The 16762-nt window shown below is 44.9% G+C and carries 17 protein-coding genes; 1 reads left to right on the forward strand and 16 read right to left on the reverse strand.

Annotation, left to right across the window (positions count from 1 at the left end; genetic code table 11):
• Positions 1 to 27 precede the first annotated feature (27 nt).
• Positions 28 to 1770: an ABC-F family ATP-binding cassette domain-containing protein gene (locus MHI15_RS04675; RefSeq protein ID WP_341164162.1), complete on the forward strand. Its 1743-nt coding sequence runs from the start codon at positions 28 to 30 to the stop codon at positions 1768 to 1770.
• 229 nt (positions 1771 to 1999) lie between these two features.
• On the opposite strand, the gene MHI15_RS04680 is transcribed toward MHI15_RS04675, so the two are convergent.
• From MHI15_RS04680 to MHI15_RS04755, 16 genes are all read right to left on the reverse strand, one after another.
• Positions 2000 to 2719 (reverse strand): hypothetical protein, encoded by a 720-nt coding sequence (locus MHI15_RS04680; RefSeq protein WP_076129467.1) that lies wholly within the window; start codon positions 2717 to 2719, stop codon positions 2000 to 2002.
• A gap of 251 nt (positions 2720 to 2970) precedes the next feature.
• The gene (gene spo0A, locus MHI15_RS04685) at positions 2971 to 3786 is read right to left on the reverse strand and encodes a sporulation transcription factor Spo0A (RefSeq protein ID WP_341164163.1); all 816 of its coding nucleotides are present in this window, start codon (positions 3784 to 3786) and stop codon (positions 2971 to 2973) included.
• A 197-nt stretch (positions 3787 to 3983) separates the two neighbouring features.
• Positions 3984 to 5096 (reverse strand): SpoIVB peptidase, encoded by a 1113-nt coding sequence (gene spoIVB, locus MHI15_RS04690; RefSeq protein ID WP_081383394.1) that lies wholly within the window; start codon positions 5094 to 5096, stop codon positions 3984 to 3986.
• 138 nt (positions 5097 to 5234) lie between these two features.
• Positions 5235 to 6962 (reverse strand): DNA repair protein RecN, encoded by a 1728-nt coding sequence (recN, locus tag MHI15_RS04695; protein ID WP_076129654.1) that lies wholly within the window; start codon positions 6960 to 6962, stop codon positions 5235 to 5237.
• A gap of 46 nt (positions 6963 to 7008) precedes the next feature.
• Positions 7009 to 7458, reverse strand: coding sequence for a transcriptional regulator AhrC/ArgR (gene ahrC / locus MHI15_RS04700; RefSeq protein ID WP_036682813.1), 450 nt, complete (start codon positions 7456 to 7458; stop codon positions 7009 to 7011).
• A gap of 31 nt (positions 7459 to 7489) precedes the next feature.
• On the reverse strand, positions 7490 to 7963 hold the full coding sequence (locus MHI15_RS04705; RefSeq protein WP_232061423.1) for a hypothetical protein: 474 nt from the start codon (positions 7961 to 7963) through the stop codon (positions 7490 to 7492).
• A 331-nt stretch (positions 7964 to 8294) separates the two neighbouring features.
• Positions 8295 to 9197 (reverse strand): TlyA family RNA methyltransferase, encoded by a 903-nt coding sequence (locus tag MHI15_RS04710; protein WP_341164164.1) that lies wholly within the window; start codon positions 9195 to 9197, stop codon positions 8295 to 8297.
• Positions 9198 to 9242: 45 nt separating this feature from the next.
• Entirely contained in the window at positions 9243 to 11147 is a 1905-nt protein-coding gene (dxs, locus tag MHI15_RS04715) for a 1-deoxy-D-xylulose-5-phosphate synthase (RefSeq protein WP_341164165.1), read from the reverse strand.
• A gap of 99 nt (positions 11148 to 11246) precedes the next feature.
• Positions 11247 to 12194 carry a polyprenyl synthetase family protein gene (locus MHI15_RS04720; RefSeq protein ID WP_076129651.1) on the reverse strand — a complete coding sequence of 316 codons (948 nt, stop codon included), beginning with the start codon at positions 12192 to 12194 and terminating at the stop codon, positions 11247 to 11249.
• Complete coding sequence (gene xseB / locus MHI15_RS04725) at positions 12181 to 12438, reverse strand: exodeoxyribonuclease VII small subunit (protein WP_036682818.1); 258 nt, start codon at positions 12436 to 12438, stop codon at positions 12181 to 12183. The genes MHI15_RS04720 and xseB overlap by 14 nt, the downstream gene beginning before the upstream one ends.
• A complete protein-coding gene (gene xseA, locus MHI15_RS04730; RefSeq protein WP_076179045.1) occupies positions 12416 to 13795 on the reverse strand; it encodes an exodeoxyribonuclease VII large subunit in 1380 nt (459 codons plus the stop codon). Before xseA ends, xseB begins: the two co-directional genes overlap by 23 nt.
• Before the next feature lie 11 nt (positions 13796 to 13806).
• Positions 13807 to 14664: a bifunctional methylenetetrahydrofolate dehydrogenase/methenyltetrahydrofolate cyclohydrolase FolD gene (folD, locus tag MHI15_RS04735; protein ID WP_341164166.1), complete on the reverse strand. Its 858-nt coding sequence runs from the start codon at positions 14662 to 14664 to the stop codon at positions 13807 to 13809.
• Between the two features lie 42 nt (positions 14665 to 14706).
• Complete coding sequence (nusB, locus tag MHI15_RS04740) at positions 14707 to 15159, reverse strand: transcription antitermination factor NusB (RefSeq protein WP_036682824.1); 453 nt, start codon at positions 15157 to 15159, stop codon at positions 14707 to 14709.
• Between the two features lie 257 nt (positions 15160 to 15416).
• A complete protein-coding gene (locus MHI15_RS04745) occupies positions 15417 to 15650 on the reverse strand; it encodes a DUF2273 domain-containing protein (RefSeq protein WP_036682825.1) in 234 nt (77 codons plus the stop codon).
• A gap of 15 nt (positions 15651 to 15665) precedes the next feature.
• A complete protein-coding gene (amaP, locus tag MHI15_RS04750; RefSeq protein WP_036682827.1) occupies positions 15666 to 16205 on the reverse strand; it encodes an alkaline shock response membrane anchor protein AmaP in 540 nt (179 codons plus the stop codon).
• A 74-nt stretch (positions 16206 to 16279) separates the two neighbouring features.
• Positions 16280 to 16696 carry an Asp23/Gls24 family envelope stress response protein gene (locus MHI15_RS04755; protein ID WP_076129649.1) on the reverse strand — a complete coding sequence of 139 codons (417 nt, stop codon included), beginning with the start codon at positions 16694 to 16696 and terminating at the stop codon, positions 16280 to 16282.
• Positions 16697 to 16762: the final 66 nt, after the last annotated feature.

A 16762-nucleotide genomic window follows, 5' to 3' on the forward strand; every position in this document is an offset into this window, starting at 1 on the left:
CTATTTTTAGTTAAGAAAGGTAACACTATGATAAAAGTTGATAACTTATCCTTCGCATTCCCGCAAAAAGAACTATATAAAAACATTTCATTTACGCTTGAAGAAGCACAACATTGCGCTTTTATAGGAACAAGCGGCAGTGGTAAAAGTACATTGATCGATATCCTTATGGATCCAGAAAAATATTTGTTCGAAGGCACGCTAGAGATGGACCCCACCTGCAAAATCGGGTATGTAAGTCAGTTTTCGCAACTAGACAAATCTAAAGAAACAACCGTTTTTGAATATATAGGAGAAGAATTTATTAAGATACAAAATGAAATAACAGCGATTCTCACTGAAATGGAAACATCATCAGATATTGATTCATTACTCGAAAAGTATCAATTAGCTCTAGATGCCTTTGATTTAATGGATGGAAATGATTTTGAAAGCAATATTAATAAGAAACTAAATTTAGCCAACCTCTTGAAGCTAAAAGATGTTAGGGTATCCGACCTAAGTGGTGGAGAATTCAAGCTTATTCAAGTGATGAAGGAAATGCTGACTAGCCCAGACTTAATGATTATGGATGAGCCCGATGTATTTTTAGATTTTGAAAACCTAAATGCACTTAAAAATCTGATTAATGCTCACAAAGGAATATTGCTAGTTGTTACGCATAACCGTTATCTATTGAATCATTGTTTTAACAAAATTATACACCTTGAAAACATGGAGATCCAAGAGTTCGATGGGCGATATATTGAGTATAACTTCTCATTACTTCAGACGAAAATTGAGTTACAAGAAATCGCAGTCGCTGAACAAGAAGAAATAGAGAGATACGATAACATTATTGATAATCTTAGAGCGATCGCAACCTATAATTCAGAAGCATCTAGAGGGAGAGCGTTAAAAGCTAGGGTTAAGTTTCAAGAAAGATTGGAAGCGCGAAAAATTAAAGCGCCATTCGTTGATATTAAGCAACCAAAAATCAGTTTTGGTGTGGACAATGAATTTGAAGAAGACATCACTGTTTTAAATGTGAATAATTATAGTGTTTCCTTTGATGAGTTGATTTTAGAAAATGTTAACTTTGAGATGAAACCTACAGATAAAGTAGCCCTTATCGGTCCAAACGGTACCGGGAAAACGACTTTACTCCGAGATATCTTTAAAAATAATCATGATTCAATTGAAATAAATGCTGATATTAAAGTGGCTTATCTTTCTCAGCTTCAAGACGAAGTGCTAAAGGATTCTAATACCATACTAGAAGACTTCATCGATGCTGGGTTTGCAACTTATGACGAGATTAGAGCACATCTTTCAAACTATGGCTTTGAAGGAGAAATTCTTACTCAAAAGATAGAATCTTTATCTGGTGGCGAAAAAAATATACTGCAATTGGCGAAAGTTTCTGCTAGCAAAGCAAACTTATTGCTTCTTGATGAACCGACAAGCCATTTAGACACCTATACACAAATCGCACTGGAGAAAGCCATTGAAGATTATAAAGGTGCAATTCTCATGATTTCTCATGATTTCTATTCTGTAGTAAATGGTATGGATTATGTACTAATCATTGACGAGAAGACGATTAGAAAAATGAGTATGCGAAAATTCAGAAAGATGATTTATGCCAGTCATTTTGATAAAGATTATTTAGAAAATGAACAAAATAAAAAAGCAGTTGAAATGAAAATAGAATTAGCTTTAAAAGACAATAATTTTGAACTTGCAAAAGGTATGGTTGACGAGCTAGAAGAGCTGATTAAGTTACTTTAAATTCCAACCTTCTGAATGAAATGATTACAAGAACGATGAAATAAAATGTTGGTGGAAAAGTATCCACATTAAAGACACTGATGAATAGATCTCAGTGTCTTTTTACTGCATTGATTTTATTGATAGCTCATGCCGGGACAGTGGTTCACTTATCATTAAAAATCTTTCCCAACACATTTTTTGCCAAACTTCTCTTCACCTCTCTGGTTGATATAACTATAATGAAGTATCATGAGAAATTTTTATCAAAACAGTCTTTGGTCTCGCATTTAATTTTATACCATTGATAACCATAATCCGATAAGTTTGGTAGGATCAATAATTTGTTACCACAGCGGATACAATTATTTTCTGATAAATTTCCGTTCTTATAGTCCGCTAAGTAACCTTCTGCTAGTTCTACTTCCTTAATTATATTTTCTAGAGCAACATCGCTTATATCAAAAGGGGTCATATCTCCTCTATTTGCATAAATAGAGCGTGAAAAAGCTCCAAATCCACCAACCAGTTCGTGGTGATGGGTATTAATCCGTCCCCCACCTCTCTCAAATAATTTGATCATCGGTTCATATATATCTGGAAACTGTAATGCGATATTGTCGCGCGCATCAAGCAAAGAGCACCAGCGTAAATAATGTATACTTATTAATTTCATAAGCATAATATCAATTTTATTAAAATTCGGACACGTTTCTAAGAAAATGTCCCACTCATTTTCCTCCATTTTAAAACCTAATAACATATCCATACCTATGTATATACTTGCTGCTTCCTTAGAGATAAACTGCAAAAACACGCCGACTCTACGGTAATACTCTGCAATCAAATTAGCATCTGCTTCATATTCACCTCTAGATCTTACTTCTTCGTATCTTTTTTTTGAAATTCCAATGTATAAATTCGCATTAATATTCTTAATTCTTTCAACACCTGATTCGTAATAATTCATGAAGATTCCTCCGACTTAACTCACAAATGTAGTTCCCTATATCTGATAGAAGATTGGTTTATTTAACCAGCTCGCCCGATTGTTCTAAGCCCCTGCTTGAGTTTCACCATTTATAAGATGGCTAATCTTTAAATAAAAACAAAACCCAATAAACCATTTAGGTTTATCGGGCGAGATTTAAAAAAGTTTATCGGTTCAAAACAAGTTTATCGATTTTATACTGACTGTACCCCGCACTGCCCCTAACCCTTTCAACTAACCTTATGCTCAATCCCCAGCTTGTCGGCTACCATGGCAATAAATTCCGAGTTAGTAGGCTTAGATTTGGAGATATTAATCGTGTAGCCGAATAAATGGCTGATGGAGTCAATGTTGCCACGGGTCCAAGCGACTTCAATCGCATGGCGGATCGCGCGTTCTACGCGTGAAGGCGTGGTTTTGAACTTCTCAGCGATTGCTGGGTAGAGCGTCTTCGTAATCGCACCAAGGATCTCGATATTGTTATATACCATGGTGATCGCTTCACGCAGGTACTGATAGCCCTTGATATGCGCTGGGACACCGATTTCATGGATGATCGAGGTAATGTTAGCGTCGAGGTTCTTGCCCTTAGAGAGCGGCACTACATTCGATCTGGACGTCGACGAATAATTGTACATGTTGGAGGAGGAGCTCATGCTGCCTTGAGAGCCGACAAGCTGACGTACACGATTTGCCAGGACCTCCATATCGAACGGTTTCAAAATATAATAGGATGCACCAAGCTGTACAGCTCTTTGAGTGATGTTCTCCTGACCAAAAGCAGTCAGCATGATGATCTTCGGTTGAGGATTCAGATCCATATCACGTAGACGTTCCAATACACCTAGGCCGTCTAAATGCGGCATAATGATATCAAGAATAAGAACATCGGGAATTTTACGCGCTTCGCTAAGCATTTGAAGCACTTCTTCACCATTGTAGGCGATACCCGTTACGGTCATATCTTCTTGCTCAGAAATGTACTCGGAAAGCAAATTCGTAAATTCCCTGTTATCATCGGCCAACAACACTTCAATATTCTGCACTGGCTGCTTCCTCCTTAATTATATCTGCTATTCGAAAATAACATTTTTTTCTTGTCTCTTACGTTTTCGACATGGAGATCGAATTCCCTTCTGTCGAAAATTATTTTTCTTTATTTTTTTTCTGTGTTGGATTATAATTAAATATTTTATCTCAATGTTCGAGGTTCTTCGTAATCGTTCGACAAAAAATCTTAAGGCTAAACCGCCTTAAGATTTAATGAATACCTATTCTCCTGTTTGGTCACACCTGAATCTTGAAGCATCCATTCGATGAAGCACCCATAACCGGACTTAGGATCATTTACAAATACATGAGTTACGGCTCCGATGAGGCGGCCATCCTGTACGATAGGACTTCCGCTCATGCCTTGGACGATACCGCCTGTCTTATCGATAAGGCGTGGATCAGTGATCCGCAGCACCATTCCTTTAGTGGCTGGCGTTTGCTGATGTGCTACATGAATGATCTCAACCTTAAACCGCTCCACCTGCTGACCATCAACTACAGTTAGGATCTCAGCAGGACCTTCCTTGACTTGATCGCTCATCGCCACGGGGATCGGTTCTTTGTAAAGACTGTGCTCGGGATTGGAGCTCATTTTACCGAAGATGCCGAAGTCAGTATTGCTCTCCACATTTCCAAGCACTTGGCTTTCTTTCAAAAAATGCGCTCGTTTCTCGCCCGGATCGCCATCCTGGCTTTTGGATATGGAGGTGACACTGGACTGAACGATATGACCACTGCCTACAACAATTGGAGTACCGGTATTCATGTCTGTAATCACATGTCCCAAAGCTCCATATACACCTTGCTCGGGAGCATAAAAAGTTAATGTGCCGACACCCGCTGCTGAATCACGAATGTACAGGCCTAACCGCCACACTTTGTCATGAATGTCATACGCGGGCTTTAACTTAGCTGTATGCTCTTTACCTCCGCGTTTGAAGACAATAGTCAAGGGGTTATTCGCTTTACCAGCACGATCCACCAGCTTGGCCACCTTGGACAACTCGTCCAATTTCTCACCATTCATGGAGATCATCAGATCACCCGGCACTAAACCGCTGACCTCTCCTGGGGAAAGCTTAGTTTTCTCGGATACTTCAATCAGATGATGACCAACAACCAAAACACCTGCTGATTTCACTTTCACACCGATCGTTTGACCTCCCGGGATCACCTTAAGCTCGGAATGAATTCCTTGTGCAGTCACCTTGGCTGGTTCACCTTGCAGTGGTGCAGCAGAACTTAGATTTGTTCCCGTTATGCCCGATAAACTAAGAAAGAAGGCAAATAAAAGGCCTGGCATTAACTTCCTGAGGTTAGGCTTCAATGGCTGTCACGCTCCCTTTTGCTTCTTTCGCTTGACGAAAAAGGTGGTCGCCAATTGCGTACCTATAAGATAACCTTGCCCCCAGGCTTTTATTACTGTCAATCATTGCTCCGCTTAGCTTGTTGCAGCCTTACTTGCCTCGGCCAGATTAAGCATTTCCTGCGAGTGATGCAATGTTTTTTCGGTAATTTCTACGCCACCCAGCATCCGGGCCAGCTCCATTACACGTCCATCGTTCGTTAGGGATTCCACTTCAGTCATGGTTCTTCCATCCTCAACCTTTTTGCGGATTAAGTACTGATGGTCAGCCATACAAGCCACCTGCGGCAAGTGAGTAATGGAGAACACCTGACAGGTAGAGGACAGCTTAAACAGCTTATCTGCGATGGACTGAGCAGCTCTGCCGCTGACACCAGTATCCACTTCGTCAAAAATCAGAACTGGAATTGCATCATGGCGCGCAAAAATACTTTTCATTGCCAGCATAATACGCGACAGCTCACCACCAGAGGCGATTTTGCCAAGCGGTCTCAGGGGTTCGCCCGGGTTAGGGGATATCATAAATTCTGCGCTGTCTATCCCTTGTCTTGTGAGGCGAATACGCCGACCATTGTATTCGACTCCACGCGGGTCCTCCAGCCTGTCCAATTTGACCTGCAACGAGGTTCTTTCCATTTGAAGGTCTTTGAGCTCACCCTCCACTTGGGTGGCCAGATCAGCAGCACAAAGCTTTCGTGCTTCACTTAATTCCGTAGCTGCTTCCATTAATACAGACAGCAACGAATCGCGCTTCGCCGTCAGTTTCTCCAGATATTCATCTTTATTCTCAAGCAAATCAGTTTCCCGGTGAATTTGTTCATAATAAGCCAAAATCTGTTCTACACTTTCTCCATATTTACGTCGGAGTCCAGTGATCAAATCCAAACGATTCTCGATTTCTTCAAGTCGCATCGGATTGAACTCGATATTTTCCCGGTAATCACGAAGCTGAAAAGCAGCATCCTCTAGCTGGTAATATGAGGACTGCAGCTGTTCGAGCACTGTTCGCAGACCCTTCTCATCGTAACGAACTGCATCCTCAAGTCTGGAAATAACATTACCGATCGATTCCAAGCCTTGTCTGTCGTAAAGCAGCTCATATGCACCCGATACGGAATCCATCATTTTCTCACTGTGGGATAGTTTGACCCGTTCTTCGGTAAGTAATTCATCTTCTCCCGGTTTTAATCCGGCGGATGAAATTTCTTCAAGCTGAAAACGATATAAGTCAAGCATTTGGTATGCCTTCTGGCTGGATTCCTGCAGCTCTCGCAGCTCTTTCTCCACCTTCGCGAAGGCAGAATACCTTTCCTGAAAAACTGCCTTTAGCGGACCAATAATCGGTTCTCCGTATGTATCCAGCAGTCCCAGATGCCGTTCCGCCTTCAGCAAGTTCTGGTGCTCATGCTGGCCGTGTATATTAACCAGCTGCTCGCCGATCTCGCGAAGCATGGTAAGATTGACCATCTGCCCATTTACACGTGATGTACTTTTACCTTGAGAGGTAAGCTCGCGTCGTATAATAAGATGCTCCTCGCGCTGGGCCTCAATGCCAAGACGCTCCAAAGTCTCCCAAACGGGATGACCGCTGGGAAGACTGAAGAGCGCCTCCATCTCCGCTTTTTCACAACCATAACGAATGGAATCCGCAGAACCGCGGCCTCCAACAATCAATCCAAGCGCATCAATAATAATGGATTTACCTGCCCCGGTCTCCCCCGTAAGCACGTGGAAGCCAGGATAAAAATGCACATCTACCGCCTCAACGACGGCAAGATTGCGTATAGACAAGGTTTCTAACACTAATAGAGCACCTCCGAGAAGATGACAGGCATCTGATTAATTATAATTAAGAAATATAACCCATGATTTGTGAAATTACGGTCTTGCTGTCCTCAGGTAAACGGCAAATGATAAGGATTGTATCATCACCAGAAAGGGTTCCCATAATTTGCGGCCAGTCAATATTATCAATTAAAGCAGCGACAGAGTTAGCCGTACCTGGTAAACATTTCATCACCACAAGATTAGCCGAGGAATCGATCTGCACAAAATTATCCACAAGAACGCGCTTAAGCTTCTGAATGGGATTGTACCGTTGATCCGTTGGAAGTGAATATTTATATCTTCCATCATCCATGGGTACCTTGATGAGCAACAGCTCTTTTATATCTCGAGATACTGTGGCTTGAGTAACTTGAAAACCTGATTCCCGCAAGGCTTCCACAAGCTCGTCCTGTGTCTCGATATCCTTTTGTGTAATAATTTCACGAATCTTAATATGTCGTTGTCCCTTCATTGTTGCCTCCTGGTATATAAAAAATATGGACTCAGTTTGATTCTCCGTCGTCTTTGCCAAGCTTAATGACATGGATCGATGCTGTTGCTACATTAACATATAGAACGCCGCTGCATTCCGGATAGATCAGCAGGTAGGGAAGCAAGGTATCACGTAAGCCACTGCCAGTGAAATCCAAAGGCTTGCGTGGTCTGGAAAGGATAACTAAATATAAAGATCCTTCCTCTTTTGTCGCCACATAATCTATAAATAACCGGCTATACATCTGCGCCCCATTTACGTTGAAAGACAAGGGGATTTTTAATTTCCCTCCAACGACCTCATATCCTTCATCCTCAAGTATATCAATAGAGGGATGTGGAATAATCACTTTATTGAACGGAATTTGATCCTTCATAAAAGAACGCGGAGAACTCTGCAGCCATACATATATCCGATATATTATAAAAATCGATAATGCTACCCCAATAAACGCCATAACGACCTTGTCAGAGCTACCCGCCACTATCAATCACCTCGGTGATTTATTCGCGTGAAGCCCTGGTAAATCCTGCTTCTAAGCTATCTTTTTATAAGCTTTCCGCATAATTGATATTATTCGCTAATTCAGCAATTTACAATTAAAACGAGCACAGTAAATCCAAAAAAAGATTCAAAATATAAAGACCCGGATTTTATACCGGGTCTTTATTTTAATAAATTCAATCCCTTTGAGCAAATCTGCTCCCTCAATCTTAACAGATGAAGAGGAATTTTCAAGGTTGAACTCTTCAGACTTCCCGCTCAAAAAAAACACCCCGCTGACCATTTGAGGTTGACGGGGTGTTCATAAAGCTCTAACGGCGCGCGGAGTTTCCATGAGTAAAACTCACATTAAAAGTACCCGTAGCCTGCTTAATCACTTCATCAGCAAGGGATGGAAAGTCCTCCACTGGAATGACTGCTGCAACAGCAGCTGCCGGCTGTACGGATGATTCTTCGCCTTCTGCCACTTCTGGCGTCAGTCTCCAATGAGCAAGAAACTCAATATTGCCTTCCCCGCCTGTAATTGGCGAAAAAGTCAATCCATGGAGACCGAATCCTAACTCTGCAGCCATAGTCAGTACATTAATCAAAACCTCTTTATGGACAGCGGAATCACGAATCACACCTGATTTTCCAACCTTCTCACGTCCAGCCTCAAATTGCGGCTTGATGAGTGCAGCGATATCTGCTGGACGTTGCAGCAAGGCTTTGAGGGGTGGGAGAATTATTTTTAAGGATATAAAAGATACATCAATGCTGGCAAAGTCCGGAACAGGACCCTGCAAATCTGTAGGTGTCATATACCGGAAGTTCGTACGCTCCATAACGCTCACTCGCTCATCATTCCGCAGTGACCAATCCAGCTGGTTATAGCCAACATCAATGGCGTACACATGGCTTACACCATTCTGAAGCGCACAATCTGTGAAGCCGCCAGTGGAAGCACCAATGTCCAGCATGTTCCGACCGGTAAGATCAATATTAAATTGGCGAAGAGCCTTCTCCAGCTTTAGGCCTCCACGACTGACATACGGATGCACAGAGCCTTTAACCTTAAGGGTAGACTCCCGCGAGACCTTCATGCCAGCTTTTTCAATACGTTCCTCATCCGCGAGCACCAACCCTGCCATAATAGCAGCTTTAGCTTTCTCCCGGCTTTCATAAAAACCTTGCTCCACAAGCAGTACATCAATCCGTTCTTTACGGTGTTCCATGGTCATCTCCCGATCGTTCAAGGGTTACTAATTTCCGGCTTCCACTTAGGAAGACGAAGTCGTTTTGTAATTATAAGCACTTAGAGCCATCATGGACTTGATACGTGCACATAACGCTTCTACGGTAAGACCTGTTTTCTGACGTTGTTCTTTAATGGAGCCATGCTCCACGAAGATGTCGGGCACACCCATCAGATGTACACGAGCGTCATAAATTTCATGCTCCGCGTAGAACTCCAATACCGCACTGCCGAGACTTCCCGCTTGGCAAGCCTCTTCAATAACAACCATATTGGTTCCAGCATGAGCCAAATCCAGAAGCATGGAATTATCAAGCGGCTTCAGGAAACGCGCATTCACAACGCCCACCTGAATCCCTTCCCGCTTCAGCAAATCAGCGGCTTCTTCAGCCACTTGAACCATAGGACCACATGCCACTACAGCATATCCTTCTCCTATACGCAGTCGTTCCCATGATCCTATAGGAAGGGTATGCAGTTCAGCGTCCATTGCCACACCTGTTCCATTAATACGCGGATAGCGGTAAGCAATTGGACCGTCATTATATTCAAGTGCCGTCTTCATCATATGACGCAGCTCATTTTCGTCTTTTGGCATCATCATAACCATATTAGGGATATGGCGCATAAAAGCAACATCGTACACACCCTGATGAGTCTCACCATCCGCACCCACAAATCCAGCACGGTCAATGGCGAACATAACATTGGCATTATGGCGGCAAATATCATGGACGATCTGATCATAGGCACGCTGCATGAAGGTAGAATACACGGCGTATACCGGCTTCATCCCTTCCATAGCCAAAGCTGCACACAAGGTTGCTGCATGCTGCTCTGCAATCCCCACGTCAATCATACGATCCGGGAATTCCTTCGCAAAAGGAAACAAACCTGAACCGCCTGGCATCGCAGGGGTAACTGCAATCAGACGCGAATCTTCACGTCCTAGCTCAATCAGTGTACTACCAAATACTTCGGTGTACATTGGAGGACCTACAGCTTTAAGTGCCTGACCTGACTCAATTTTGTAAGGGGAAATAGCATGCGATTTATAAAAATCAGTCTCAGCCGGTTTATAGCCCTTGCCTTTGGTCGTCAGCACATGCACAAGCACAGGACCCGCCACGTTATCTGCTTGATGGAAGGTGTCGATCATTTTCTCCAGATCATGTCCATCCACTGGCCCAAGATACGTAAAGCCAAGTTCTTCAAACAATACTCCAGGAACCATCATATATTTAAGACTGTTTTTTAATTGTTCAGCGGTTTTCGCTAATCGTCCACCGATGGCCGGAATCTTCTTAAGCAGCCCTTCAACCTCGTCTTTGGCACGCAAATAATGACGGTCCGAACGAATTTTGCTTAAATAATTGTGCATCGCCCCTACATTCGGAGCAATCGACATTTCATTATCGTTCAAAATAACCATCAGCTTACGCTTCTCATGGCCAATGTGGTTAAGCGCTTCAAAAGCCATCCCGCCGGTAAGCGCACCGTCACCAATCACGGCAATCACCTTGTTGTCTTCGCCTTTTAGATCACGAGCCATAGCCATCCCCATCGCTGCCGACAAAGAGGTGCTGCTATGTCCAGCCTCCCACACATCATGTTCGCTTTCAGAGCGCTTAACAAAGCCGCACAATCCCTGATATTTGCGCAGGGTATCAAAGCGATCTTGACGGCCGGTCAGTATTTTGTGGACATAGGCTTGGTGGCCAACGTCGTAGATCATTTTGTCACGAGGACTGTTGTAGCAATAATGTAAGGCCAGCGTGAGCTCCACCACCCCCAGATTAGAACCGAGGTGCCCGCCGGTTGCTGTAAGCTTCTCAATCAGAAATCGTCGAATCTCCTCTGCTAGAGTAGTTAATTCTTCGACTGACAGTGATTTCAGTTGTTGTGGATCATTTATTTGTGGAAGCAGCACGAATAGTTCCCCGCTTTCCTAGATGTTGTAAAATATATAAAAACCATTATAACACAAACGAAACGGCTGTCGAAATACAGCCGCTTCGAAAGTTCATACTTAGTGATCACGTGCCATTAAATAATCTGCAATTTCCAGCAGGCGCTGGTTGTCGTAAAAACCGCCATTCAGCACAGCATTTCGGGCTGCTTCTGTAAGCTGCTTCACCTCAGCACGAGATTCCTCCAACCCAATAAAATAAGGGTAGGTTACCTTCTGCTGCTTGATATCGCTGCCTGTTTTTTTGCCAAGCTTTCCTTCATCACCAACCAAATCAAGAATATCATCCTGGATTTGAAAAGCTAGTCCGATGCTTGTACCAAAATCACGCAGAGCTTCAAGCTGCTTCTCTGTTGCCCCTGCGATACGTCCGCCGGCTAACAACGAAAAGATAATTAAATCTCCGGTTTTATGCAGATGAATATACTTCAACTGCGCAAGATCTGTTAGTCCTTGCTCGCCTTCCATATCTGCAATCTGACCGCCGACCATGCCGCGTGGACCTGCCATTTCCGCCAGATCCTCCACTATGGATAAAACATTATCAGCAGGAATGCCAAATTTACGGGAGGCTTGTACCACACTATAAAAAGCATGGGTCAAAAGCGCATCACCCGCAAGAATAGCTGATGCTTCACCAAAGACTTTATGATTCGTCAGCTTGCCGCGCCGATAATCATCATTATCCATGGCAGGCAGATCATCATGAATCAACGAGTAGGTATGTACCATCTCAATCGCGGCTGCAACAGGCAAGGCTGCTTCACGGCTGCCTCCCAGTGATTCACAAGCAGCGATCACAAGCAGCGGCCGGAGGCGTTTGCCCCCTGCCATTAGCGAATACTTCATCGCTTGCTGTAAATTTTCTGGAACCGTCCACGCTGCGGGAAGAATAGTCTCAAGCTCATGTGAGAGCAAATCACTTATCGATGCGATGTAATCCTCCAGCGGCTGCCGCATGCTTTCACTTGCGGAGCTTCCCTCCAGATCATTCTCAAAGCGATTCATCGGCGTCCCCTTCCAGACGTGCACCAAACGGCTTTTTGCGCAGTTCTCCGTCCTCTTGGGTAATCATTTCGATCTTACGCTCTACTTGTTCCAGCTTGCTGCCGCAAAGCTGCGATAGCTTCATGCCCTGCTGAAATAAATCGATGGCCTTCTCCAGAGGAACGTCGCCGTGTTCAAGCTCACGAACGATTTCCTCCAGTCGGTCCATAGCGCCTTCAAAATCAAGTTCCGCTTCCTTCGTCATCGTCTTTGCCATCCTCCTTCATCCCCCATACTTGGCAGTTCAGCTGTCCGTCATTCATCTTTATCACCACAAGATCGCCAAGCTGCACCTCGGTCAGCGATTTGATTAAATGTTCTTCCGCCTCGTCATACACTAAGCTGTAGCCTCGCGACATAACTTTTAGCGGGCTCAGCGCATCCAGGTGACGAATCTCTGCCACATAGCGAGATCGCTTCTCCTGCAAACGAGCCTGCATAGCGCCCATTAACTCACGGCGCAGACTGTCCGTGCGCTGACGTGCTGCGGCAACACTGTCGCGCGGATGGAACCGCTGCAGACTGTGATGCAGCACCGCCTTGCGCTCGCGGGAACGGCTGAGCCGTGCATCCGCCGAGCGCTGGAGCCGCTCACGCAGCATGTCCAGCCGCTGCGTGTGCTGAATCAGCGTGCGGCGCGGCCCTGCCAGCGCCAGCGAGCGCTGCAGCACCGAGTGGCGCTCACGTCCGCGCTGGGCGCGTTGTTGCAGCGCCTGGCGCAGCCGCTGCTGCAGCTGGCGAAGCTGCGCAGCTAGCTCGCCGGCATGAGGCACGGCCAGCTCAGCGGCCGCTGTGGGCGTAGCCGCGCGGAGGTCGGCGGCGAAATCGGCAATCGTGAAATCGGTCTCGTGGCCGACGGCCGAGATGACCGGAATCCTTGATGCCGATATCGCTCGCGCGACTTCCTCCTCGTTGAACGCCCACAGCTCCTCCAGCGAACCGCCGCCGCGGCCGACGATAAGCACGTCGGCTTCACCCATGGCGTTCAGCGCACCAATCGCCTTCACTATCGAAGGCGCAGCGCCTTTGCCTTGCACCAGTACGGGATAGATTACAATAGCTACCTGCGGAAACCGCCGCTGAAGCGTAATCACAATATCTCGTACAGCTGCTCCTGTTGGGGAAGTAATCACACCAATACACTTCGGAAACCGCGGCAACGAACGCTTGCGAGCTTCTGCAAAAAGGCCTTCTTTTTCAAGCTTGCTCTTCAGCTGCTCATAGGCCAGATATAAACTGCCAATCCCATCAGGCTGCATATGTGTGGCGTAGAACTGATATTGCCCATCCCGTTCATAAACGGTCACATTACCTCTGGCAATTACCCGAGCGCCTTCTTTCGGAATAAAGGGTAGCCGCTGGTTATGAGAAGCGAACATAATCGCTTTAATGCGGCTGCTCTCGTCCTTAAGTGTAAAATACATATGCCCGCTGCCATGATGTGTAAAGTTGGATATCTCTCCGCGAATCCACACATCCGAAAGTAAATTATCCGAGTCTAGCTTCATGCGGATATAACGGTTGAGTTCTTTGATCGAATAAACCTGCCGCTCTGCCGCCATGAATCTTACCCCTATTCCAGGCCGTGACGGCGTTTAGCCGCAATCAGCGTGTTGCTCATCAGCATTGTAATAGTCATCGGACCAACCCCGCCTGGAACAGGCGTGATGTATCCGGCAACTTCTTTTGCACTTTCATAATCAACATCACCTGCGAGTTTACCGTTATCCAGACGGTTCATGCCCACATCGATGACAACAGCACCCGGCTTCACATAGGAAGCATCAATGAAATTAGCTCGTCCGATCGCTACAACCAAAATATCCGCTTGACGGCTAATCTCTTGCATATTAGCTGTACGGGAATGGCACATAGTTACGGTAGCATTTTCGCGTTGCAACAAGAGGGAAACTGGCTTTCCTACAATATTGCTACGACCAATTACAACGGCATGTTTACCTGCCATACCTGTTCCTGTACGTTTGATCAGTTCGATTACTCCTGCAGGAGTACATGGAAGAAGACTGTCGGCACCGATGACCAGGTTGCCTACATTGACAGGGTGAAATCCGTCTACATCCTTTTCCACAGAGATTGCATCAATAACAGCCTTCTCCTCGATATGCTTAGGCAATGGGAGTTGAACCAGAATTCCGTCGATATCATCGCGTCCGTTTAGCTCTGCTACCAGTGCCAGAAGTTCTTCTTGAGAAGTGGATTCATGCAATTTATGCACTTCCGAATGGAATCCTAAGCTGATACAAGATTTCTCCTTATTGCGAACATAAACCTGAGATCCCGGGTCTTCACCTACTAGAATAACAGCCAAACCGGGCTTTACGCCGCGTTTCGCCAGTTCAGCAACCTCTTGGGCAATGCTAATACGAATTTCCTCGGATACTTGTTTACCACTGATGATTGCTGCTGTCATGTTAGTCTCTCCCCTTTTATATACTTTACTATGGTTTATAAATTAAGAATGGTCAGCTTTAATAGTATCTATCTCTTGGATCATCTTGCCGAGTACTCCGTTAACAAACTTCCCGGAATCATCCGTTCCAAAATGCTTGGCCAAATCGATCGCTTCATTCACCGCAACCTTCGCAGGCACATCATTGGCGAACACCATTTCATACGCTGCTAAACGTAGAATCTGACGATCCACACGTGACAGACGGCTCATTTGCCAGCCCTTCAGGTAATGTTCAAGTATATCGTCGATCGCTACCTTGTGCTCCCATACCCCATTCACATGCTCTACCACATAGTGTTTAAGCTGAATCTCGTCCGTGATTACACGTTCGGTTTCATTCTCTTCTGAAGCTTCCTCGAGCAGCATTTCTACGGCTTCCGCGCTTTCCACATCGTTCATTTCCATCTGATACAGGCTTTGGACAATAATCTCTCTAGCTATACGTCTTTTCATGTGTTCCTCCTAAAATCTTATATCGCATTAAAATATTCACTTGTACTGCAACAACGTCTACAACCCAAATATTGCTTCACACTTATTCATTCTTTCCCTAATCCTGTGAGGATTATTGCACAAAGCGAAGATACCTTCAGAGGAAGCTCGCAAATATACCGATCCCTTGTCGCAAAAAAACCGCAAAGCCTTTCTTCCGGGGGCAACGGACAACACAAACTTACGGTTTCCTGCTCCGGGAAAAAGACTATCGCGGTTCACTTAAAGGGACGCCAGCGTCCGGATAATCGCGAAACCAACTCCTGCCATTGAAACAGGGGCGCTTGCGCGGTATCCTTTCTTTTGCCGAGCGTATATCCGATGAACACTACCAGTGCAAAGAACAGCATATCCCAAAAACCGCAAATTAAATAAATCAAACCCAGACCAATGCCGAAAGTCACTCCGGCGATTCTACCCCCGTGACTTTCCCATACTTCTTTCCAAGACATAAGGGAAACTCACCTCTATTCCACTCGACTTTTGAAGCTTGGAGACTGCGTGAGGTTAGCAATATATACAGACACATCAGCAACCGGAATGCCGGTTGTCTCCTGCACGAAATCATGCACCTGACGTTGTACTTCTGTGGTAAGCAGCGGTAATGAATGCTCACCGTCGACTACTGCACGAATTGTAATTTCAAGGCCAGCCTGCGAGACACGAATACGTGACTTGAGATCTCTGATTCCCTTCACTTTACCGGCAGCCTTAAGACTCAGATTCTCAATAGTTTCCATTGAAATCTGGATATCCCCATACTCTGTACGCTGATCGACCGAAGGCAATGAAGCGCGATCACGGCGCAGAGAGATGTAGAAAAATCGGATGCTCAGAAGGAACAAGACAACTGCTACTATTATTGCTGTAATATAAGCTGCTGGTCCATTCTCAATCTCCAAAGTTCTAGGAATCGCACCGCTTAAGAGGAGGATGGCAATAACAGATAGTATTCCGATACTTAAGCTGTAGACAAACAGCAAAAGTCTGTCCAAAATTTTTGCCACGAGTCTCATAACCTCCTTAAATTAGAGTAAACCCTCGACTTTGCTGTCGGGGGTTTATGGAAGAACGATGACTGCTATTTCACACGAAGAATCGTTTCAGTTTCTTCGTTCTTGTCTACAGTGTTGTTGTTCTTGAATTGCACATCATGAATATGCACATTCACTTCCACAACAGTCAGACCAGTCATAGTCTCGATGGAGCGCTTAACATTACGTTGAATTTCAGCAGCCACTTCAGGAAGGCGATTGCCATATTCAATAATTACAGAAACATCCACCGCAGCTTCACGTTGTCCAACCTCTACTTTAACTCCTTTGGACAGATTCTTACGTCCAAGAAGTTCAACAATACCACCGGCGAATCCGCCGCTCATACCTGCTACACCTTTAACCTCAACGGTCGCCAGACCTGCAATAACCTCGATTACTTCAGGAGCAATCTGGATTTCACCGATTTCCGTCCGTTCGTATTCTGTCGGCAATGTACTCATTTTAGACTTCACACCTTTCAAGAAAGATTGTTCATGATTTCAAGCGTAAAGCACGTCTCTTATTAA

Source organism: Paenibacillus sp. FSL H7-0918 (assembly GCF_038007025.1).
Classification (GTDB): Bacteria; Bacillota; Bacilli; order Paenibacillales; family Paenibacillaceae; genus Paenibacillus_AQ; species Paenibacillus_AQ odorifer.